A 19,983-nucleotide genomic window follows, 5' to 3' on the forward strand; every position below is an offset into this window, starting at 1 on the left:
TGGCTGTCGGGCCTCATCGTCGCCACCCTCACCGGCGGCGTCGCCGTCCTGTCCGCCTCCGTCCTCTCCGCCGTCCTTGTCGCCCTCGGCATCACCGCCGCCCTCGCCCTCGCACTCGGCTTCCTCCTCTGACCGCCCACCCGCCTTTGAGCAGGCCGAAGGTCTTCTAGGTGACGTAGCTACGGGCGATCGAGCCGACCAGGGTGCGGCCCTGGCCGATTTGCAGGACCGACAGCAGCCAGAACGGGGTCTCGACTGTCTCTCAGCGCTCGGCTGCGGCGTTCTCGAACTCTCCTGTTGGCAACCCGACACGGGCGCGTGCCAGTCACGTAAGTCCGTGCCAGCCCGGTTTCGCGTTCCCTGACGAATGCAAGTTCGGACAAGAAGACAGAGCCGGGCGCTGAGCGCAAATTAGCTTGAAATGCACGCGAGTCAATCGCCCACGAGAATACGCGACTCGAATAATGCACTAACGCAACTCGTCGATATTGATCTATCCTGAACAAAACCAACTAAGGAGGATAGATGAAACTGGAACTGCACCCCACTCCAGAGTCGAGTTCGCATGCCGAAAACTTCTAACTCACCGCACATTCCGAACGTGACCTATACGCATATCGCTGCACCAATCCACGGCGGGACGAACAGGTACGGACTTCACCGACTACTCCTTAAGAAGGAGCCGTGATTACAGTCTCGTGGGCCAGATCTCGAGGTGAACCGTTTACTATCGGCCCGGATGACGAGTTCGAACTCGGTGTACTTATGCCTGGTCAGGTGGTCTACCGCTGGACTCACAATAACACCCATACCGGCCCGACCACGCCAATGCCTTGTCACCCCACTCAATACGTCACTGCGGCCGACCCGAAAACCCGGTATCGCGCACAGTGCCGCCTCTGCGGACGAGCCTATGACCTAGACCTCATCGACGAGAACGATGGTGGATGGGTTGCAAAGTTCACGTGTATCGATATCGAGACCCTAATGTCTCGCGCTTCACGGAAACGAGACAGAGGTCTTTAGAGAACGGCGATATCACCTCTATGCGGCGAAGGTTGATTCGAGCGCGACACAATCTCAATCCGACGACCCTGCTCAAGACCTCTTCCGTCGAAGCCCGACATAGCACAGCGCCACAGCCAAATCGAGTTCGCGGTGCAGCTTCCTCGCAGCCACATTGGCGAAAGTCCACCCTTGGCATCATGCCCTTTTGCATTGATCTGCATGTCTGCTGGGCGCTGAAGCTTCACCCACCTCTCCTGGGTAGGCGTGCGGCGCGGTGGGTGGATGCATCCAGGAGTGGCAGGGTATGGTTTGGGGCCAACGGCGAAGGAGCATCGTGGAAACGGATCTGACTGTCAATGCCCCTAAGGATGTGACATACCTGGACTACAACGCTACCGCACCGTTACGCCCCGAGGTGCTAGCGGCGATGGTGCCGGTGCTTCAGACCGTTGGAAACGCTTCCAGCCAACATGTTTACGGGCTGACGGCCGCCAATCACGTTGAAACGGCACGTCGTCGAGTCGCCGATCTGCTGGGCTGCTCACCTGGGGAGCTGGTCTTCACTGCTGGCGCCACCGAGGCGAACAACCTCGCCCTTCACGCCACATACCGTGGACACCGGATAGTGGTCGGCGCCAGCGAACATCCCGCGATACTGGAGACTGCCAACGCTCGCGCCACCGAGAACACAACCATTGTTCCGATTGGCCGGTACGGAGCTATCGATCTGACCGCCTTGTCCGATACCCTCGCAGGGGGGAGCGTCGATGTGGTCTCGGTGATGGCCGCCAACAACGAAACTGGCGTCCTGTCCGATCTGCCGGTAGTCATCGAACTCGCTCATGCTGCCGGTGCTGTCGTACACACCGACGCCACTCAACTGGTGGGCAAATTGCCAGTAGACCTCACCGAACTAGATGTGGACCTTTTGTCGCTGTCGGCACACAAGTTCGGCGGGCCGCAAGGGGTCGGCGCGCTGTTCGTCAGACGATCACTGCGACTTGCCACCCGACCGCTGCTGTACGGCGGGGGGCACGAAAGAGGTTGGCGCGCTGGCACAGCCAATGTCGCAGGCATCGTCGGTATGGGTGCCGCCGCACTCGAAGCCAAGTCCCGAATCCGTACGGAAACTCAGCATTCACAGAGGCTGCGCGACCGTCTCGAACAGTCCCTGCTCAATGTGATACATGGGAGCAGGGTGAACGGCTCTACAGAACATCGTCTTCCGGGCGTAACGAGCATTACTTTTGCCGAAGCTCCCGCAGACGCAGTATTGGCCGCGATGCCCACGGTGGCCGCTTCGGATGGAAGCGCTTGCCACTCGGGCGCGCTCGGTCCGAGTCACGTACTTCTGGCGATGGGATTGAGTCGGTCCGAAGCAGAGTCGACCATCCGGTTCTCCCTCGGATACGCCACCACCGACGCCGATATCGACCATGCCATCCAGGCAGTCCCCAAAGCCGTGGAATTTGTGCGCACTGCGCTGCACGGCACCAGTCAGCGCATGCTCGCATGACTCAGTTCCAACCAAACGTTTCCCTGTCCGACAACGACATTGACCGATAGAGGCCCTCACTCAATGGCTACAACACCGCTGGCGCAGGCTGCTCGGTCCGCGTTCGCACGGCATGAAACCTTCGCGCCCCGCTTCGGCTGGCTCCACAAGGCGTATCTCCAGGTGTCGGAGAACAACGAGGTGTTCCTACGCGACGATGCAACCGTCACCCTCGGTGTCGGCAAGAACATGGTCAATGCCATCCGATACTGGTCATCGGCCTTCAAATTGACGAAAGAGTATCCCAAAGGCGGCAATTCGCGCGCTTTCGCTGCCGCGCCGACATGGCGAGCGCGGTGGCTACTCGACGAGAACGGAGCCGACCCCTATCTGGAGGATCCGGCGAGTCTGTGGCTGCTGCACTGGTGGCTGCTTTCGCCGAGATGCGCGACACCGGCCTGGTGGATCGCGTTCCATCTGCTCCCCTCGGCACGGTTCACCGAGCCCGAGTTGACCGAACTGATAGAACGCCATGTCCGTCTCGCGGGCTGGGACGGGGTGGCACGTGCGTCGGTGGAGAAAGACGTCGACTGCATGACCAAGATGTACGCACCACGCAGGGCGTCGGCAGCATCGAAAAAGCAGGTGGAAGCCCCCGGTAGCTTCGAAGATTTTGTGGATTGTCCGTTCCGGGAGTTGGGCTTGCTGGAATCGGTGGATCCGGGACACAAAGCCCCCAGGACATGGCGTTTCACCAGTACGACCCGCACATCGTTGCCACCCGCCGTGGTCGCCTACGCTTGCCTCGACTACGCGGCAGAGATGATCGACTCCAACGCTGGCTCGATCGCTGTAGCGCGGCTCGCAAACGAGCCGGGCGGCCCCGGCAGGGCATTTCGCATCCGTGAACCTGAGCTTGTTCAGAGTCTGGAAACTGTGTGTGAACATAACCCTGGGCTTTCCCTCAACGAGGCGATCGGTCAGCGTGCCCTGGTGTTCCACGAGCAGCCCCGCAAGCTTGCGTGGGACGTGCTCGACGGCTACTACGGCCGAGTCCTGGAACGTGGATGTCCATCCGAGGAAGAGTGGAATCGTAGGTACCCACAGTTGACGTCGGCCGACACACTCCGCCAGCCGACCGACACCGCTGACCTGCCGATCCTCGAGGAGGTCCAGTGACCGCCACCACTGCAACGTCCCCTGCTAGTCGATCTTCCCGTCTGCCGAGCACACCCACCGGAGTGACGGTGGTGAGCTCCAAATTGCGGTCGACAAATCTCGAGCGAGACGTCTACGGCGACGACCAGTTGCCACCGCTGTATATCGGTGCTCGGATACAGGATGCGCTCGACCGGCTCGTCGGCGCACTAGAAGACCCTGCTCGAACCAGGGCATGGTCACTGACCGGCCCATACGGCACAGGCAAATCGACCCTCGCCCTATTGATGTCCGCTCTACTGTCCGACGATTCCCCCTACAGACGCCACGCCGACAGTACCGTCGCGGAATACAATCCCGATCTGACGACCAGGCTGACAGTCGCCCGCGATCAGGTGTCACCTGACGGGTTCTTGATCGCAGTGGCGACCGCCCGCCGCGAACCGTTGGCAGCAACCCTGCGGCAGGCTCTGACGCACGCTGTAAACCTGCGATGGCCCAATGGAAAGCCGCCCAAGGATGTCGCTACCGCCGTCAATGCCTTGACGAAGGCAGGCAGCGGGTCGGCCGAATTGCTGACCGCAACCGCGGCGCTGTGCCGTCATAGCCCTGTTTTGCTGATCATCGATGAGTTCGGTAAGACACTCGAGTATCTCGCCACCTCTGAGTCCGATCGCAGCATCGACGATCTATTCCTGTTGCAGGAGCTCGCCGAGAAGGGGGCGGGAAGAAAGGGCTTGCCGCTCTATCTGATCACCCTCCAGCACCTGTCGTTTCTCGACTACGCCTCGCGATCGGCGACATTGCAGAAACGCGAATGGGCCAAAGTCCAGGGCCGATTCGAGGACATCACCTTCACCACTCACATCGGAGATGCCCTTCAGCTTCTGCGCCGCAGCCTCGACCACAGTGCTGTCACAGCAGCGGGCCGAAAACTGCTCGATGCACACCACACCGCATCGGCCACAGCGTGGTCCGAGCACGGTCTCGACGGGGTCATCACCCCTGACGACACTCTGTTCGCCGATCTGTATCCGCTGCATCCGCTCACTGCCGCAGCGGCTCCCCTGCTCGCCTCTCAAGTCGGGCAGCATGACCGTAGCGTCAGTGGCTTTCTCAGCGGTGACGAACCCAACAGTGTCGCTCGCTTCCTCGCGACCTGCTCTCGACCCAAGGCCACCCACGCATCGACAATTCAGCTGCCGCAGCTGTACGACTACTTCCTCGCCTCGGGCCGCACCACGATCCTGGTATCTGCCAACGCAAGCCGGTGGATCGAGATCGACAGCAGGATCAGCGAGGCGCACGGCCTGTCGGATACAGAACTGCGCATTCTCAAGACCGTCGGGCTGCTCAACCTGATCGACTCCTCCGGCGCCCTTCGCGCCAGCGCCCACATGGTGCTGTTCGCGCTGACCGACCCGACATCCATCGACAACGATGGTGCCGCTGAAGCCCTGCACAGCACCCTGAAAGACTTGCAGGAGCGCGGGTTCCTGGTCTACCGCGAGTTCAGCGATGAATACCGGGTGTGGCAGGGAACCGATGTAGACCTGCAGGCACGTATCGACGAGATATGGGACCGATGCGACGACCACGCGGTGGTCGGCGTACTCAAGCGGCATCTGCCAGAGGCAATCGTGGCTGGCCGACACAGCCAGCGCACCGGCATGCTCCGGCACTTCGTCACCACTATCAGTGAGCCCACTACAGGTTCCGTGGTTGGCCCGGAGCCTGGCGGCGCGGCCGACGGTCTGATGCTGTTCCACCTCGGAGGTCACGACGACCTGCCAACGGCACGGACGGTGCTGCCGGTAGTGGCTGGAGTCACCAAGCAGGCGCGGGCAGTCCTCGATGCCGGCCGCCACCTGTTCTGCCTAGAGACACTGCGCGAGGACGACACCCTCGACGCGGTCGCCCGCAGAGAAGTCGGCGAGCGGATCAGCCAGGCCACCGCCGAGGTCGCGACAATCCTGGCCCAAGCATTCTCCCCGACCGAGACCGACACACAGTGGCTGCTCCGTCAGCCCGATGGCAACGTGCCGTTCCAGGCCCGCAGTCTGTCCGGAATCGTCTCCGCCGCCTGCGAACACATCTATCCGCTTACCCCACATATACGCAACGAGATGCTGGGCCGACACACCTTGACCAGTCAGGCTGCCAAGGCTCGCCGCGAACTGCTCACCGCCATGATCGAACACCCCCACGAGCAATACCTCGGGATCGAAGGATTCGGACCCGAGCGGGCGATGTACAGCGGCGTACTCGAGTACATGGGACTCCATGCGCTCGTCTCCGACGGCACCGACCACCCCAGCAGCGGTCTCGTTCCATACAACTATTCGGAACCGGACGACATCAACCCGGTCCACCCCGCCTGGCAGGCACTGAGCGACGCGTTCTCCAACGCCAGCAAACAAACGTCTCTGGAGACGATCGCGCAGTCCTTGATGGCCGCTCCATACGGGGTCAAAGCTGGTGTGGTGCCCGTCCTCATCGTGGCCGCCTTGCTGCTGCGGTCGGAAGATGTGGCGCTGTTCGAAGAAGGTAACTACCGGACTCGCCTGACAGCCGACGCCATGGAGCGACTGCTCAAAGGATCCGGACGCTTCACCGTCAAGGCCGCGCCCACCAGCAAAGGACAGCGAAAGCTCGTGCTCGACTTGCTCGCCGACACTCTCGGCACTGGCGCAGCCAAGCCCGCTCGGACCGTCCGCAACCCTATGGTGCTCACCATCACCCATGCCCTGCTGAACAACGTTCGGGGCCTCACGCCGTACGCGCGGCGCACACGACTTATCAGCGCCGATGCTCAGGCAGTACGTACAGCGCTCACAACATCCGGCGATCCTGTGGACCTCGTGTTCTCGACATTGCCCAGAGCTCTGGACCTGCCCGAGGTAGGTGCACGCACAAGTCGCGACGAGGACTCGGCCCGCACCTACGTCCATAAACTCGCCGAGGCCCTCTCTGAGATCACCTCAGCCAGTAGCGTTCTGCGCGACAACGCTATCCAGGCGATCGCCGAAGCATTCAGATTGCCCGCAGAACTCAAGGCACTGCGACAGGAACTACGTGACCGCGCCCGCGGATTCGGCAATGCCTCCCTCGAGCCCCAGCTGCGCGGATTGGTCACTATCGCGGTCAACGAGACACTCGCAGACGACGACTGGCTCGACCCACTCATCGTGCGTATCAACGGAGTACCCCTCAGCGAATGGTCCGATGCCGACGCCCAGGCATTCGGTCGCCGTACCAAACAACTCGCGCTGGCACTCGACCGCGTCAGCCACCTGTACGAGAACGACGCCGATGAACACGCCGACGAAGGGTACACAGCGCAACTGGTCACAGTCACTACTCCCGAGGGCGCCGAGTCTCGTACACTCGTTCGAACATCGGCGGCAGCGCGAGCTGACGCAGCCACCCTGGCCCGGGAGGTCCTGGCACGGGCCCTGGCTGAGCTCGGCCCTGATGGAGGACGGATCTTGCTCGCCGCATTGACCGAACAACTGCTGGCTGCCGACAACGACACGCAACTCGATATGACGGGAGCCTCATGAGCGACGAACGCACGACCCGCCACGTCCTCGGCATCTCCGGCGGAAAGGACTCCGCCGCACTTGCCGTCCACCTACGCGACCGACTGCCGGAGATGGAGTACTTCTTCTGCGACACCGGCGCGGAACTACCTGAAACCTACGAGTATCTCAGCAGACTCGAAGGAGTGCTGGGGAAGCCCATCGCCCGGCTCAACGCCTCTCGTGATTTCGATCACTGGCTCGAGGTATACCAAGGAACCCTGCCTAGCCCAAATATGCGCTGGTGCACCAAGAATCTGAAGATCAAGCCGTTGGAAGAATGGATCGGCGACGATCCGGCTGTGTCCTACGTGGCCATCCGCGCCGACGAGAACCGCCTCGGCTACATCAGCACCAAGCCCAACATCACCGCCGTATTCCCGTTCCGCGAAGACGGCATCGACCGTGAAGGGGTCAACCGCATACTCGATGAGGCTGGCATCGGGCTACCCGCCTACTACGAGTGGCGCACGCGATCAGGATGCTACTTCTGCTTCTTCCAACGCAAACATGAATGGGTCGGACTTGCCGACCGACACCCCGACCTCTTCCAAAAAGCGATCGAGTACGAGGACAAGGTCCGATACCAAGCCACCGCGATGCAAGGCCGCGACTACACATGGTCCCAAGGCGAATCGCTGAATGACCTACTCGCCCGCCGAGAAGAGATCGAACAGCGACATCAACTTGCTATGGAACGTGCCGCACGCAGGATCAAGCCGAACCGCCCACTGCTTGAGGTGCTCTCCGACGCCCTGGACGAGGACGACGACGAGGCCGGGTGCGTCGTCTGCCACGTCTGACGGACTCAAGCGGACCTCGCAAGGAAAACCCCCCTCCCAGTGGCCTCACCCCGTATTCGCCACGCAGCAAGAGGCTTTCGTCACTGGATGGACATCGTTCTCTGACTCGACCAATAACCCGAACGCTCGCTGTGGAATTCAAGCCGATCGCGCTGCACGAACCGGACTTTCACGCGAAGCGCCGAGGGCTTGTCAGTCCCCTCTGGCACACTGGATACACTTGCGCACCAGAGCCTTGGGGGTTTGCCGATATGTCCTTTTCCAGCGTGCCCGTAAGGAGGGACCCGCTGACCCGACTGGTGCACAGGCACCGCGAGGAAGACAGCCCCGCCCTTCCGATCGAGGTCGGCCTGCTTCGCATGCTAGATGTGGAGAGCTGCCGACAGTTGGATCAGGACCTGCGGGACTTCGCCTCACCATGGGAGGTGTACCAAGCGACAGAAGCGCTAGAGGCGAGCCTCCCCGACCTGCCTGGGCTGTACATGTTCGTCTGGCGACCGGAGTTCCAGTTTTCGGTCGATAGCCGCCCCGCTCATGGAAGCTTTCCCCAGCTCCTGTATGTCGGACAAGCTGGCGCCTCCCGAACCGACGACGGAAACACCATCCGCAACCGCTACAGGGAATACAGTAGATACCTTCAAGCCAGCCCCGAAAGTCTGTGGGCCGACACCGATCCGAAGACCCGCGAACAACGACTGAGCCGATATCTACCGTTGCGCCCAATGGAGTTCTGGTGCACCACAGTGCTCGATCGAAGTCGGATCCGAGGGCTCGAAAAACGGCTCATTCGGCTCTGGAATCCGCCCCTTAACGACTCCGATCGACCAAAGCTTCGGGGACGACTCGGCGCTCCCCGAGCTGCTTGGACCTCCTAACCAAACGCCAGGAAGAAGCATCCATGCCCTCCAAAACATTTGTGCCAGCATTCGAAGCAAAAGTCGGAAACTGGACCTACTACTCATGTCTCATGAGCTATGCAGCAGTAGCACGCGAAATAAATTTCGCGCATGAGCTGGGCGGCAATCAAGACCTCGGAACGATGATTCAGCGAGGTGTTGGTGTTCGCACCGCAGAGATCACAGATTACCTGTTGACCAATGAGAACAGGTTTCTCGGTGCCATCATCGTTGCAGCCTGGGGTGGTGCTCCCGAGTATCTTCCACTGGAGATGGAGAAGAATTCAGAGAGCAGCGAGGTTTTGGCTGGTATGGATAAAAACTTCGGCGTACTCACTTTCGACGGCACCCATCAATTCTTCGCACTTGACGGCCAACATCGATTGAAAGCTATTAAAGATGCCGTCAAACGGGACCCAGAGCTCGGGCGAGAGGATATTAGCGTAATCGTTGTCCCGCACTTCGACAACGAAGAAGGACGCCGAAGGACGCGTCGACTCTTTACCAACATCAATCGCAACGCCGTCAAGACCACCGCTCAAGAAAACATCGCCCTTGATGAGGACGACGGCTTCGCTATCCTGACTCGTCGCCTGCTTGACGACCACAAGTTCTTGAGAAGTAACGGAGTCGTACAAGTCTTCAGCAAAGTAGGAAACGATGGCGAGCTTAAGTTGGCGACACGATCCATTGGGGTCACAGAAACCGCTTGGACGACGATCGGGGTGCTGTACGACCTGGTAACGGATCTGGGATTCGACCTTGACGAAAGCATGAACAGAGGATCTCAACGGGCGACGGACGATATTCTCGATGAGAGCTACGAAATCCTCGCCCAGCGAATCGACGAACTATTGGTTGCATGCGGAAATATACGAGCACGATATGAGTCACACGCGACACCGAAAGACCTTCGCGCACCGAAAGGCAGAGACGGCGAGGGGCATCCATTCATGCGCCCGGCGGTACAAGTTCAGGTGGTGAAGGCAGCTCGCCATATCATGGAGCAGCGGCTTCTTGAGTGGCCTGAACTCCTTCGACGCCTCAGCGAGTTGGACTGGAAAATGACGTCCGCTCCTTTCTCTGTCGTGTGGCAGACCACACCGGACGGCCCTGCTGGTTCTCGTACTGGCAAGATGATCTCGGCCAAGGATAACAATGAGGCTCTCAATCAGCTACTCCTCGCACATCTGGCTCCCAGTAATAAATCGCAGATAGAACGAGCGATCCGCGCCTACCGAAATCTCAAGAACGAGCGCTACCCTGCGACATTCGAGGAACTGACCGAACGACTTTCAATTGCCTCTGATTCGAGTTAGTCAACAGTAAAGCCAATCACGTCCACACAATTGAAATACGCGGATAATGGCTGAGCATCGACTAGCGGCAACCAAGACTGCAACTGCGACAGCAATCTATTGGCCGCAGCCCGTAAGCCTTGCCGATAAAAATAGGAAGGAGCGCCGGGTCGCTTTCTCATACAGGATGTGTGCGATGTGCCCTGCGTGCGGGCACATCGCACACGGAACAGGGCCGCGAACAATGCGAACGAACCGCAACCTCAGACTCGATACGCACCCACGATCAACAGGCATTTTCTAGTTGCCCTCGTTGTTCGAATCCCGCCGATGAAACGCAAACAAAAGCAGCTGACGTCGTGGCGGGGCCATCATCGCGTTCAACGGCGGCCCACCGAAATACCCACACTGCCCATCTACAGCACGTAATCGGACCAAATCACTAGCCGCCCACCCGATCACCGCAGGTCATCCCCGTTCCCATGTTCGGAGTGCCCTGCCGAGGGCGCGCCGAACATGGGAACGGGAACCACTCCACGCGGACGAACGGCAAGCGTCAGATCTGATACATACCCACGATGACCAGGCGTTTTCTAGTTGCCCTTGTTGTTCGAATCCTGCCGAGGGCACCAACCTGCGCGGCATTTACGCAGGCAAGAGCAATGTAAGCAGAGTTCAGGCAACCGGACCTCACAAGAAAACCCAGGTCACGCGTTGCCGGTTCGAGCCCTGGTCTGAAGGGCTTGACGATACACGGAAACGTCACCTCCAAGCCCCCAGAACGATTCAAACCTGGGCCAATCCGTGGATGGCCGACTTCGCTGGGCTCGAGACCGCATCAACCGCGGCGGCGGTAAGTTCGCCAGGGTGCACTCCAACCCCGATCAGATGCACGCTACGGCCGATCGTATGTCTTCGAGGGCGGATGAGTTCTGGGAGGATATCGAGACTTTGCGGTTGGAAGCCGACGCGCTGATGTCCGCTGATTGGGTGGGTGAGGCTGCCGACACGCATGCCGCGCTGTGGACGGAGTGGGTCGAATCCGCTCGCAAAGTTGCTGTGGCACTGCGTGAGGACGCGATGCTAGTACATGAGGCCGCGAACAGGTACACCACGACCGACGGTAACAATGCGGACGATCTCACCTATGTGCGGTTCGGACTCGGCGATCCGTAATGGCGGCCTATACAGCGAACACCGACCAGATCCTGGCACTTGTAGCCAAGGCTCGTCTCATCGGACAGCAGATCGAGCAACGTATCGCCGATGTCGAGAGTGAAGTTGCCGCGCTGCATATCGAGTGGGAAGGCAACGCGGCGCAATCGCATCGCGCCAAGCATGACATCTGGCAACGCGAGATGCAGGACATGAAGGCGGCACTCGCCGAACTCGAGACCGCCGCCCGGGCCGCGCGTGATCGCTATCTGGCCAATGTCGAGCACAACAAGCGAATGTGGCCCTGATGGCGCCTATTTCGATGGATTCGCGCATTCTGTACGACGCCGCGACGCTGTACGAGGGCGCATATCACAGTGCGGAAAATGTCGTCAAGACACTCGCTGCGGCGCTCGACAAGGACTGGGGGTGCGCGGGCAGTGACAGCGCGGGGCGTACGTGGGCAGACAGCTATGATCTGGCTGCTTTCAAGGCCGTCGCCGCCGGAACAGATATTGTCAACGCGTTCGGCAAACTGCACGACCTGCTCGCCTTCACCGCCGTAAACCACGCGAACACAGAGAAACTGAACAAGAACCCACCCGAGACACCCGACCCGGCCCCCGCGGTTCTCGCGGCCACGACCGCGCCGACGTTCAAAGGCGCATTCGGTGGTGAGTCCGATCCGCCATTCGGCTGGAGCATGATCAGCAGCTGGCTCCAAGGGCATACGTGGCCCAATGGCGACCCCGACAAACTGAGGAGCCTCGGTACCGCGTGGCGGGCTGCCGCTAAAGGACTACGCGGCGCCAGCGACAGCACCGGTCAGGCGTGGACGAATGTCGAAGAGAACGCGTCCGAAGAGCTACCGCAGGCAATCGATCAGATGGACGCGGTATGGATGGGAGTCGGCGAGGTCGCCACGCAGTACGAGAAACTCGGTAATGCCTGTGAGGACTGGGCACAGCAGATCGAGGACGCACACCAGAAGATTCTTGCCATCCTCGCCGGGGCGATCGGCGCGGGTCTCATCGCGGGTGTCGTAGTCGGCTTCTTCACTGCGGGAACAGGAGCGGTAGCGACAACGGCCGCTGCCGGCAGTTCCGCCGGCGCTGCGGTTGTCACCGTACTCGTCGCATTCGACGCCGCCGCAGCCGTGGCGGCCGGGGTCACCGTCGCGGCGGGGGTCGCCGCCATCGGCGTAGCCACCGAGTTGCAGCCGCTCCTCGAAGCCAACCCCACCCAGTTCAATACCAGCACGGGCACAGGCGGCGGTGGCAGTAGCGGCAGCTATTCGCGCCCGCCTGAAGTTCCGAGCGATTGGGTGCCTCGTACCGCCGACAACGGGAAAGGAGTGGTTTGGCAGAAGCCGGGATCGACCGGGAACAGTGACACGATCCGGGTCATGCAGCCGAACTCGCAATATCCGAATGGATATGTCCGGTTCTACAATTCGCACGGCCAACCGGTCGATCTCGCAGGCAAACCAGGTCCCAAGAGCACAACACATATCTCGGTGAACCCTGATGGAACCTTCCCCAAGCCACAAGGATGGTAATGGAACTACCGATCACTGGACAGCATGTCTCGGTCACAGCCAGTGAGTACATGGTCGAACTCACGACCGTCGACGGATTCGAACTCCAGATCGAAGGAGACATGGAAATCCGATCCAGCCGAGGCGACCGATGGCCCGTCGCACTCGCGAACGGCGGCGGTTCGCAGGCAGAACTCGAACCCGTCCTTCGTGGCGCGATCACCTCCGCCGCCGTCAACACTTCAGGAACTCTGACCATCGATCTCGACTCTGGGAACCAACTCGTCGTTCCGCCGGATGACGAATACGAGGCATGGACACTCGTAGGCCCGAACGGATACCGGGTTGTCTGCATGCCACACGGCGAGCTGGCCACCTGGACAGCCGACTGAGCGGCTACTCCCACACACGCAGCCCACCAGGCGGCGAACACTTCAGGAGTCTCGATGGACTACTTGGACCGATGGAACGAAGAACAACGCCGTGTCGCGCAGGACTGGCGGTGCAAAAATCATCAGATACAGCTAGCGCTCGCACAGATCGCGGCCCGTGCAAGCTCCCGCCACGGCGAACTGAGCGCTACAGTCGACGCCCACGGAAAAGTCACCGATCTACGCATAACGCCGCAGGCACTGCGCCTCGGAGAAATCCAGCTCAGGAAAGCGCTCCTGGAGGCAATCCAACGCGCGCAATCAGAGGCACAACAACAGGTCGAAGCAATTACTCGCCCCTACACCGAGGAACCCGCCACAATCACCGCGATGACATTCATCCGCAACATCCTGGGCCCATCAACCTGATCTCTCTGATCCACATCCACTACCGTGCGCCACGTGACAGCCCGCCCGCAGAGACAAAGCACCGACCGTCTCGTCTACAGCGGATAACAAACTTCGACCATCGACCGCCGCCTAAACCTGCAGGCCGTCCACAGGCTGACCGCAATCCTCAGATTGGATACCTACCCACGATAACCAAGCGGTCTCCAGTTGCCATGTGCCGCGTGTCCTGCCCGAGGCACACCGAACATGGGAACTGGGCCGAGCCGAGCGTACGAATGGCAGTCATCAGATCTGGTATATCCCCACGATGACCAGGCATTTTCCATTTTCCCTTGTTGTTCGAATCCTGCCGAGGGCACAACATTATCGCAGGTCAGGCCGTTAACTCACCCGAGCCCACGGCCCCCGATTTCGTACGCAGTTCGTACGCAGCGGAAAACTCGTACGCGCCGCATCGAGCCGCGCGGCCACGTCGTCATCGAACAGATCACTGTAGAAATTCAGCGTCGCACTCGGCTTGGCGTGCCCGAGCATCCGCTGCATCGCGAGCACCGACGCACCCCGAGACACCGCCGGGGACGCCGCGGCATGCCGGAGTTCGTGCGGCGTGACCCCTTCCAGCCCCGCAGTTCTCGCGGCCCCGTCGAGCCGGCTACGGTGCATATCGCGAACCCGGAGCACGACCCAGCGCAGGGAGGTGAACACCTCCGTGTCATCACGCCGACCGGCCAGGACAACTCTCGATGTGCCAGGCGCTGTGCGATATCTGACACTATGAGTCGGTGGAACCCGATCCCGTCTTGTACATGAAGCTGGCCCCGGATTACGCGCTACCACTGATGAACTGGTTGCGCGACGATCCCGAGTTGGGTGACCTGCTGACGCTTGACGCGAAGTTTCGCCAGTCCGGCGCGATCGCCGAGGCCACTGTGCAGGTGCTGTCCATAGCGTTGGGTTCCGGCGGGATCGGCGTGGTTCTTGCCCGTTCACTCTCCGGCTGGCTGGCCAACCAACGCTCTGACGTCAAACTGACAATCTCTGATGCGAATGGCCACAAGGTTGAACTGGACGCACGTCGCGTACGCGATACGCCGCAGCTACTCGACATGGTCGCTCGAATGCTGAGCGAACCAGAGCCAGACGAGCCTCACCGAGGGAATTGATCACAGATCCCCTACGCAGTCCTACGCAGCTCCCCCACGCACGGGTCATCGCTACCACCGAACCAACGCCGAATCCCCAGGTGGACCACTCCGTCAAACGATGCCCCCAATACCGATAAATCGGCCATAGGCCCTTCCAGCATCAAGGGCTGCCCACTCTCGAGAACCTTCGGACCTTGTGCCAGCGGTGGAACAGCACTGAGTCGAACAAGGTCGTTGCCAGCTGATCGGCTAACAGAATTGCAGCTCCCGCTCCTTCGCATAGCCGGGAGGCAGGCCCGCCAGTCGATCTCGCCCTGGCCGAACGATACCCGGCCCGGCCGACGGGCTGCTCGACCTCGATGGTAGGTCGACAAGTCGATCAGGTGATCGGTTCAACCTTCAGCCGCTTCGCCAATGCCGGCACCTCGGTGTCGACAGCGGCGAGTTCGACGACCAGATCGAAGGCCTCGTTCTCGGTCAACGCGATGGTGTGGTCGTTCAAACGGGCCAATAGCCGCGCCGCGACCCAGCCGGTGCGCTTGTTGCCGTCCAGGAACGGATGCGAACGTACGAGCGAGTGCATCATCGCCGCTACCTTGCCGGCCAAGTCCGGGTAGGCATCTTCGCCGAAGACCGTCGCCGCGGGCCGCGCCGCAGCGGCCGCCACCAGACCGGCATCGCGGATGGCCGGCCACTCAGCGCCGAGGACTGCGGCGTTGACCTTCAATAGGTCACCGACAGTGAGGTATTCGGTCACGCATCGGCCAACCGCTCGAGCAGCACCGCGTCCTCTCCGAGAATGTCGGTAAGCGCGGTGTCGACGCGACGACGGTGTCCTTGAGTGGCCTGCCACTGTTCGATGGCCTGCACGACAGCGGCGTTCACGCTGATGTGCAGGTCATCTGCCGCCGCCTTCAGCCCCTCGGCGATGTGGTCGGGAATCCGGACGCTCATGGTCGTCATACCAAAATGGTAGCATCAATCAGGGCACTGGGCTCCGAGCGAGTAGTGACCCACTATGACCAGCCAATTTTCAGTTGTCCATGTTTCGCGTGCCCTGCCGAGGGCACAGCATCGGCGCAGCTCAGAGCACCTTTTCTCCGGGCTCGGTTCACCGCGCGGAGAGGCGTGACTACATCCTGACCACATTCCTTCGCCCGCGCTTCGGCGAAATGGGCATCGAGCCGGTCCGCGACGGCATCGTGTTCGTCCTCGAAGAGATGGCCGTACCGATCACAGGCCGCATCCGCGAGGCAGCCACGTCCTGATCCATTACCGCCTCTCACGAAGCCGAAGCCATCCACGATTCCGGTCTCCGAATCCGTTGATCAGTCCTCGTCTTCCTCGTCTTCCTCGTCTTCCTGCTGCTGCTCGACGATCCGCGCGATCTCCTCGTTCCACTGCTGGTAAGCGGGATTGATCAGACCGACCCATACCGAGCGGTCACTGACCGTCACTTCGAGGACGAGACTGGAGAGGTCCCACCGCAGACCGCGGGTCGGCTCCACCCACCACCCCGTCGGTCGTTGCCGCACCGTCTCGAACACTCGTTGCACGAACTCGTCGAAGACCGCGTTCAAAGCAGGTTTCACATCGGGATCGTCCAGCACGACATCGGTGACGTCGAAGTCGAGATGATTCAACTGCCCTCGAGGGAACGGCGCGGGCGGCACAGAGACGAACGCCGTGGTATCTGGCCGGTTCACTTCGAAATCGGTGACGAGGCCTGGATATTCCTTGCCGACATCGACCAAGGTCCACCCCACCGAAGCGGCGAAGGCCGGCAGGTCCTCGGCTGTCCAAGACCATTCGAACTCATTCGCTGCGCGCACAACCTGCACGGCGCGATCCATATCTACGTGCACCACGGTGGTGTCTTTCTGCTCAGCATGGCGGGGACGGACGGGTGGACTTCGCACCTTCTCACATCGCCGAATGATGTTGGCGTCACACGTAGGTCAGGCACCGGAGGCTCTCGGCCTGTGACAAGACGTCGACCGACGGCACGTCCTGCGTAACGGTAAATAGCGTGTGTGGCAGGCGACGGTGGCGAACTGTACGTGCAAGGGGCGGCGAACGCGGCTTCTCGCCGCTCGGACCCGCGCATAGTGACCAGGTGTTTCTCCGGTTGCCCATGTGCGTCCTCGCGGACGAAGTCGTCCTCGCGCAGGTGTCGTGGGATCGCCTTGCCAACGCGAGGTGCCGCAAACCTCGACGCACGGCTCCGTGATGTCGTGGTCGACGATTCCCTCTGTTCCATTCGTCGGCGCACGCCGCGTGCCATTCGAATCCCGTCCGCTGTCCGAACCAGATTATCGATGCCGCAGTCCAACAGGTCAGATGAATGGTTGTAATTATGACCGACTGATACTCTGGCCCCATAGAGATCATCCCCATCACAGAGGCCAATGCGCGCATCGCCGAGCTCGCCGACCGAGTAGCGCGCGAGCACGATCGCTTCACCATCACTCGCAACGGCCGTGCCGACGTGATGCTGATTTCCGTCGCCGAGTACGAATCGATGCAGGAAACACTGGAAATCCTGAGCGACAGCGACACCATGTCCGAACTCCGCCAGTCCAAGGAAGACTTCGCCTCCGGCGACACCTTCGACGTCGATGAGGTCCGCGCTGAGCTGGAGAAGCGCCGTCGCGGTGTGGCGTGACCACAGCACCCGAGCCCTACTCCGTGGTCGTGTCCGCCCAGGCTCGCCGCAACATCCACGAGAACCTTGCCCGCTGATGTCGCCATGGAGACCGTTGCCGGACCGATCTCCACCCCGCACCGAGTAGGCAAGCCCTTGGTTGAGCCATTCGATGGATTCTATTCAGCTAGACGCGGCACTTATCGAATCGTCTATCGCATCAACGACGACAAGCACGCGGTCGAAATTCACTCGGTTCGCCACAGGCGCGACGCCTACCGCTCGTAGGCAGCCCTCATGTTCAGGCCAACCAGGTCAGCGCATTTCCTGATCGAGACCGATTTTCCGGCTCGGGACCCCTGGTCAGTCCCATTCCCCCGCAAGCCCTACAGAGGCACACCGAATATGGGACAGACAACGACGATCACTCCTGGACCGCGCCGAACAATCCGACCAGCGTCGACAGTTCGACGACACAAAAACTCGACTACCGGGTGGCCACGTCATCGGGCACCGGTCAAGGCTCACAGAGCTGGCAGAGAAGACTCGGGTGACGTATCGTGCGTGGCCTGTGATAGCCGAGGTCTGTCATGCATCTGCCAGAATGAGTCGTATGAAGGTGATTTCGCCTGCTGCGCTCCTTGCACTGCGTGAGGCGCTGCCCTCGATCGTCTGGTACCGGAAGCCATTCGAGGCATACGTCCGCGCAGCGCTGGCCGACCACCCCGAACTGCTCGCGGGAGTGGCGTTTTCGGCGATCTCGAAACGCGAAGCAACCGATCTGATCGTTGATCGCCTGATCGCCCAGCAGAACCGCTACTTCGAAATCACTGTCCGGCTGATCCTCGCGGTGGCCGCGATGGAGTCGTTCCCGGACGTCGAGAAGATCAAGGATCTCAGCGACCGAGCCGAGCGCCTTCAACAGGCCAAAGCCTGCGTGGCTGAGTTACGCCAACACACAGCAGGATTCAGCCAAGACCGCGAACGCGAGGCCCGACGGAATGACGCGCGAGCCGCAGATGCCGACGCCTCTTCAGCGGCGCGCAAGTTCAATGACGATCTGGACGATCTCAAGGCGCGGTTTATCGCACTCCACCAGATGAACAACAATCCGCAAGAGCGCGGTCGTAGATTCGAGCGCTTCCTCAACGACCTTTTCGAGCTGTTCGACCTGGAGCCACGGCTCAGCTACGTACTGAACGGAGAGCAGATCGACGGCTCATTCAGCTTCGACACGGACGACTACATTGTCGAGGCCAAGTGGACGAAGGAGCCGATCGGGCGCGATCAACTGGACATTCTCGATTCGAAGGTGCGTCGGCGCGGCAAGAACGCGCTGGGAGCCTTCTTCAGCGCGAGCAGCTACACAAGCACCGCCTTGGGCAAATACAGCGAAGGGTCGACGTTCATCGCTGTCGACGGGCAAGAGATCTTCCTGATCCTCGAAGGACGCGTCCGGCTCGACGAGGTTCTGCGGAACAAGAAACGCCATGTCAACGACACAGGCAGTTGTATGCTCCACACTAGCGAGTGGCTAGTCACATAGGTAGGTCGGCCACGCTGCACAAGGAGGGACATTACCGAGGCCGAACTTGCGCGTCAGATCGTCGTCGCAGAGTGGCAGGGGCCGGTCTCTAATGGGACAGCTGACTGAAATGTGAATTGTGGCGAGCACGGCCCTCATCCATCATGTGGATGATGCGCAGTCAGTATCAACAAGTCGAATGGATTGTAGGGGACGCGACCTGGGGAAACTCCGAAGATGGGCAGCACAAGAAAACGTCGAGCGTCCTGTAGGACCCATGTACCGCCGTGCAAACGGCCTTCCGGATGTCGCAACCGCCACGTAGGTTGTCCGGCATGACACAACCGTCGCACGGTGCACCGTCGTCGCTCGTGAATCCCCCCTACTGGTTGATCTACGGTTTGGCATGGCCTGCGGGTGAGGCCGATTTCGCCGAGGCCGCCGTCGCGGTCGCCCCGACAGCCGTACCACGCCACGTACTGAGTCGAGCTGCAGCCGACGTTTTCGATCTGACGATCGCGATCGCCAGGCAGAACAACTGGCGGGCGGTGTTTCTGTCGGACATTACGCAATGGTTGGACACCCAACAGCGAACCTGGGCTGACATAGGTATCGATTACGAACAGGTCTGTAATGAGCTCTCCGAAACACCCATCCTGCAGCTATTTCTAACCCTGAGCCAACTAGGATACGCTCTGCTGTGCGACGCATCGCGTAACGGCTTGACTATCCACACAGCCAATGGAACCTGGCAGACCGGCCTACGCGAGCGCGACGATCTACGTGCGCAACTTTCGGACAATCTCGCGCGGGACTGGCCGCCATACGCCACAAGCGTCTTCGAAAAGCAGGCGGGCGGAACAGCGTAGGTGACCGGTCCCCGATGATGAGACCACCTCGGAACGTAGCGGTTCGTCCAGATTCAATTGATCCCACGGGCCGAATTGCGTGATGGC

Annotated in this window: 20 protein-coding genes; 16 read left to right on the top strand and 4 right to left on the bottom strand. The window is 60.7% G+C overall.

All coding sequences use genetic code 11. The features are described from left to right. Nucleotides 1–1,342: 1,342 nt before the first annotated feature. The 10 genes from IT779_RS35225 (at nucleotide 1,343) to IT779_RS35270 (ending at nucleotide 13,731) form a co-directional block, all read left to right on the top strand. Nucleotides 1,343–2,524, top strand: coding sequence for a cysteine desulfurase family protein (locus tag IT779_RS35225; RefSeq protein ID WP_198429294.1), 1,182 nt, complete (start codon nucleotides 1,343–1,345; stop codon nucleotides 2,522–2,524). Nucleotides 2,525–2,587: 63 nt separating this feature from the next. Next, complete coding sequence (locus IT779_RS35230) at nucleotides 2,588–3,682, top strand: DUF4007 family protein (protein ID WP_196153827.1); 1,095 nt, start codon at nucleotides 2,588–2,590, stop codon at nucleotides 3,680–3,682. A 71-nt stretch (nucleotides 3,683–3,753) separates the two neighbouring features. Beyond that, the gene (locus IT779_RS35235) at nucleotides 3,754–7,224 is read left to right on the top strand and encodes a hypothetical protein (RefSeq protein ID WP_198429295.1); all 3,471 of its coding nucleotides are present in this window, start codon (nucleotides 3,754–3,756) and stop codon (nucleotides 7,222–7,224) included. Continuing rightward, on the top strand, nucleotides 7,221–8,045 hold the full coding sequence (locus IT779_RS35240) for a phosphoadenosine phosphosulfate reductase family protein (protein WP_196153829.1): 825 nt from the start codon (nucleotides 7,221–7,223) through the stop codon (nucleotides 8,043–8,045). The genes IT779_RS35235 and IT779_RS35240 overlap by 4 nt, the downstream gene beginning before the upstream one ends. A gap of 898 nt (nucleotides 8,046–8,943) precedes the next feature. Then, complete coding sequence (locus tag IT779_RS35245) at nucleotides 8,944–10,260, top strand: DGQHR domain-containing protein (RefSeq protein WP_196153830.1); 1,317 nt, start codon at nucleotides 8,944–8,946, stop codon at nucleotides 10,258–10,260. An 846-nt stretch (nucleotides 10,261–11,106) separates the two neighbouring features. Then, on the top strand, nucleotides 11,107–11,415 hold the full coding sequence (locus IT779_RS35250; protein ID WP_196153831.1) for a WXG100 family type VII secretion target: 309 nt from the start codon (nucleotides 11,107–11,109) through the stop codon (nucleotides 11,413–11,415). After that, the gene (locus IT779_RS35255) at nucleotides 11,415–11,702 is read left to right on the top strand and encodes a WXG100 family type VII secretion target (protein ID WP_196153832.1); all 288 of its coding nucleotides are present in this window, start codon (nucleotides 11,415–11,417) and stop codon (nucleotides 11,700–11,702) included. The genes IT779_RS35250 and IT779_RS35255 overlap by 1 nt, the downstream gene beginning before the upstream one ends. Further along, nucleotides 11,702–12,952 carry a WXG100-like domain-containing protein gene (locus IT779_RS35260; protein ID WP_196153833.1) on the top strand — a complete coding sequence of 417 codons (1,251 nt, stop codon included), beginning with the start codon at nucleotides 11,702–11,704 and terminating at the stop codon, nucleotides 12,950–12,952. Before IT779_RS35255 ends, IT779_RS35260 begins: the two co-directional genes overlap by 1 nt. Continuing rightward, nucleotides 12,952–13,323 (top strand): DUF6188 family protein, encoded by a 372-nt coding sequence (locus IT779_RS35265; protein WP_196153834.1) that lies wholly within the window; start codon nucleotides 12,952–12,954, stop codon nucleotides 13,321–13,323. Before IT779_RS35260 ends, IT779_RS35265 begins: the two co-directional genes overlap by 1 nt. A gap of 54 nt (nucleotides 13,324–13,377) precedes the next feature. Beyond that, nucleotides 13,378–13,731: a YbaB/EbfC family nucleoid-associated protein gene (locus tag IT779_RS35270; RefSeq protein WP_196153835.1), complete on the top strand. Its 354-nt coding sequence runs from the start codon at nucleotides 13,378–13,380 to the stop codon at nucleotides 13,729–13,731. A gap of 363 nt (nucleotides 13,732–14,094) precedes the next feature. On the opposite strand, the gene IT779_RS35275 is transcribed toward IT779_RS35270, so the two are convergent. Next, on the bottom strand, nucleotides 14,095–14,376 hold the full coding sequence (locus IT779_RS35275; RefSeq protein WP_196153836.1) for a tyrosine-type recombinase/integrase: 282 nt from the start codon (nucleotides 14,374–14,376) through the stop codon (nucleotides 14,095–14,097). A 119-nt stretch (nucleotides 14,377–14,495) separates the two neighbouring features. Here IT779_RS35275 and IT779_RS35280 point away from each other — a divergent pair, with 119 nt between their 5' ends. Next, entirely contained in the window at nucleotides 14,496–14,876 is a 381-nt protein-coding gene (locus IT779_RS35280; protein ID WP_196153837.1) for an effector-associated constant component EACC1, read from the top strand. A 361-nt stretch (nucleotides 14,877–15,237) separates the two neighbouring features. Here IT779_RS35280 and IT779_RS35285 read toward each other — a convergent pair whose 3' ends face one another. Then, nucleotides 15,238–15,615, bottom strand: coding sequence for a type II toxin-antitoxin system death-on-curing family toxin (locus tag IT779_RS35285; RefSeq protein WP_196153838.1), 378 nt, complete (start codon nucleotides 15,613–15,615; stop codon nucleotides 15,238–15,240). Continuing rightward, nucleotides 15,612–15,821, bottom strand: coding sequence for a hypothetical protein (locus IT779_RS35290; protein WP_196153839.1), 210 nt, complete (start codon nucleotides 15,819–15,821; stop codon nucleotides 15,612–15,614). The genes IT779_RS35285 and IT779_RS35290 overlap by 4 nt, the downstream gene beginning before the upstream one ends. A gap of 80 nt (nucleotides 15,822–15,901) precedes the next feature. Between IT779_RS35290 and IT779_RS35295 the strand changes: the two genes are divergently transcribed. Continuing rightward, complete coding sequence (locus IT779_RS35295; RefSeq protein WP_196153840.1) at nucleotides 15,902–16,126, top strand: hypothetical protein; 225 nt, start codon at nucleotides 15,902–15,904, stop codon at nucleotides 16,124–16,126. Between the two features lie 60 nt (nucleotides 16,127–16,186). Here IT779_RS35295 and IT779_RS35300 read toward each other — a convergent pair whose 3' ends face one another. After that, a complete protein-coding gene (locus IT779_RS35300) occupies nucleotides 16,187–16,711 on the bottom strand; it encodes a DUF6301 family protein (protein WP_196153841.1) in 525 nt (174 codons plus the stop codon). 542 nt (nucleotides 16,712–17,253) lie between these two features. Here IT779_RS35300 and IT779_RS35305 point away from each other — a divergent pair. The 4 genes from IT779_RS35305 to IT779_RS35320 all read left to right on the top strand — a co-directional run bounded on the left by IT779_RS35305 (nucleotide 17,254) and on the right by IT779_RS35320 (nucleotide 19,896). Further along, the gene (locus tag IT779_RS35305) at nucleotides 17,254–17,523 is read left to right on the top strand and encodes a type II toxin-antitoxin system Phd/YefM family antitoxin (RefSeq protein WP_332839111.1); all 270 of its coding nucleotides are present in this window, start codon (nucleotides 17,254–17,256) and stop codon (nucleotides 17,521–17,523) included. A gap of 84 nt (nucleotides 17,524–17,607) precedes the next feature. After that, on the top strand, nucleotides 17,608–17,790 hold the full coding sequence (locus IT779_RS35310) for a type II toxin-antitoxin system RelE family toxin (RefSeq protein WP_196153842.1): 183 nt from the start codon (nucleotides 17,608–17,610) through the stop codon (nucleotides 17,788–17,790). Between the two features lie 325 nt (nucleotides 17,791–18,115). Continuing rightward, nucleotides 18,116–19,048 (top strand): restriction endonuclease, encoded by a 933-nt coding sequence (locus IT779_RS35315; protein WP_196153843.1) that lies wholly within the window; start codon nucleotides 18,116–18,118, stop codon nucleotides 19,046–19,048. 314 nt (nucleotides 19,049–19,362) lie between these two features. Next, a complete protein-coding gene (locus IT779_RS35320) occupies nucleotides 19,363–19,896 on the top strand; it encodes a hypothetical protein (protein ID WP_196153844.1) in 534 nt (177 codons plus the stop codon). The last annotated feature ends 87 nt before the right edge of the window (nucleotides 19,897–19,983 follow it).

The organism is Nocardia bovistercoris (assembly GCF_015674855.1).
GTDB classification, from domain to species: domain Bacteria; phylum Actinomycetota; class Actinomycetes; order Mycobacteriales; family Mycobacteriaceae; genus Nocardia; species Nocardia bovistercoris.

Bases quoted from the DNA above. Each gene is read 5' to 3' on its own strand.
- IT779_RS35230 (WP_196153827.1), top strand. From the start codon at position 2,588: ATGGCTACAACACCGCTGGCGCAGGCTGCTCGGTCCGCGTTCGCACGG.
- IT779_RS35240 (WP_196153829.1), top strand. From the start codon at position 7,221: ATGAGCGACGAACGCACGACCCGCCACGTCCTCGGCATCTCCGGCGGA.
- IT779_RS35245 (WP_196153830.1), top strand. From the start codon at position 8,944: ATGCCCTCCAAAACATTTGTGCCAGCATTCGAAGCAAAAGTCGGAAAC.
- IT779_RS35255 (WP_196153832.1), top strand. From the start codon at position 11,415: ATGGCGGCCTATACAGCGAACACCGACCAGATCCTGGCACTTGTAGCC.
- IT779_RS35260 (WP_196153833.1), top strand. From the start codon at position 11,702: ATGGCGCCTATTTCGATGGATTCGCGCATTCTGTACGACGCCGCGACG.
- IT779_RS35265 (WP_196153834.1), top strand. From the start codon at position 12,952: ATGGAACTACCGATCACTGGACAGCATGTCTCGGTCACAGCCAGTGAG.
- IT779_RS35270 (WP_196153835.1), top strand. From the start codon at position 13,378: ATGGACTACTTGGACCGATGGAACGAAGAACAACGCCGTGTCGCGCAG.
- IT779_RS35275 (WP_196153836.1), bottom strand. From the start codon at position 14,376: ATGCACCGTAGCCGGCTCGACGGGGCCGCGAGAACTGCGGGGCTGGAA.
- IT779_RS35290 (WP_196153839.1), bottom strand. From the start codon at position 15,821: ATGACGACCATGAGCGTCCGGATTCCCGACCACATCGCCGAGGGGCTG.
- IT779_RS35295 (WP_196153840.1), top strand. From the start codon at position 15,902: ATGTTTCGCGTGCCCTGCCGAGGGCACAGCATCGGCGCAGCTCAGAGC.
- IT779_RS35300 (WP_196153841.1), bottom strand. From the start codon at position 16,711: ATGGATCGCGCCGTGCAGGTTGTGCGCGCAGCGAATGAGTTCGAATGG.
- IT779_RS35310 (WP_196153842.1), top strand. From the start codon at position 17,608: ATGGAGACCGTTGCCGGACCGATCTCCACCCCGCACCGAGTAGGCAAG.
- IT779_RS35315 (WP_196153843.1), top strand. From the start codon at position 18,116: ATGAAGGTGATTTCGCCTGCTGCGCTCCTTGCACTGCGTGAGGCGCTG.
- IT779_RS35320 (WP_196153844.1), top strand. From the start codon at position 19,363: ATGACACAACCGTCGCACGGTGCACCGTCGTCGCTCGTGAATCCCCCC.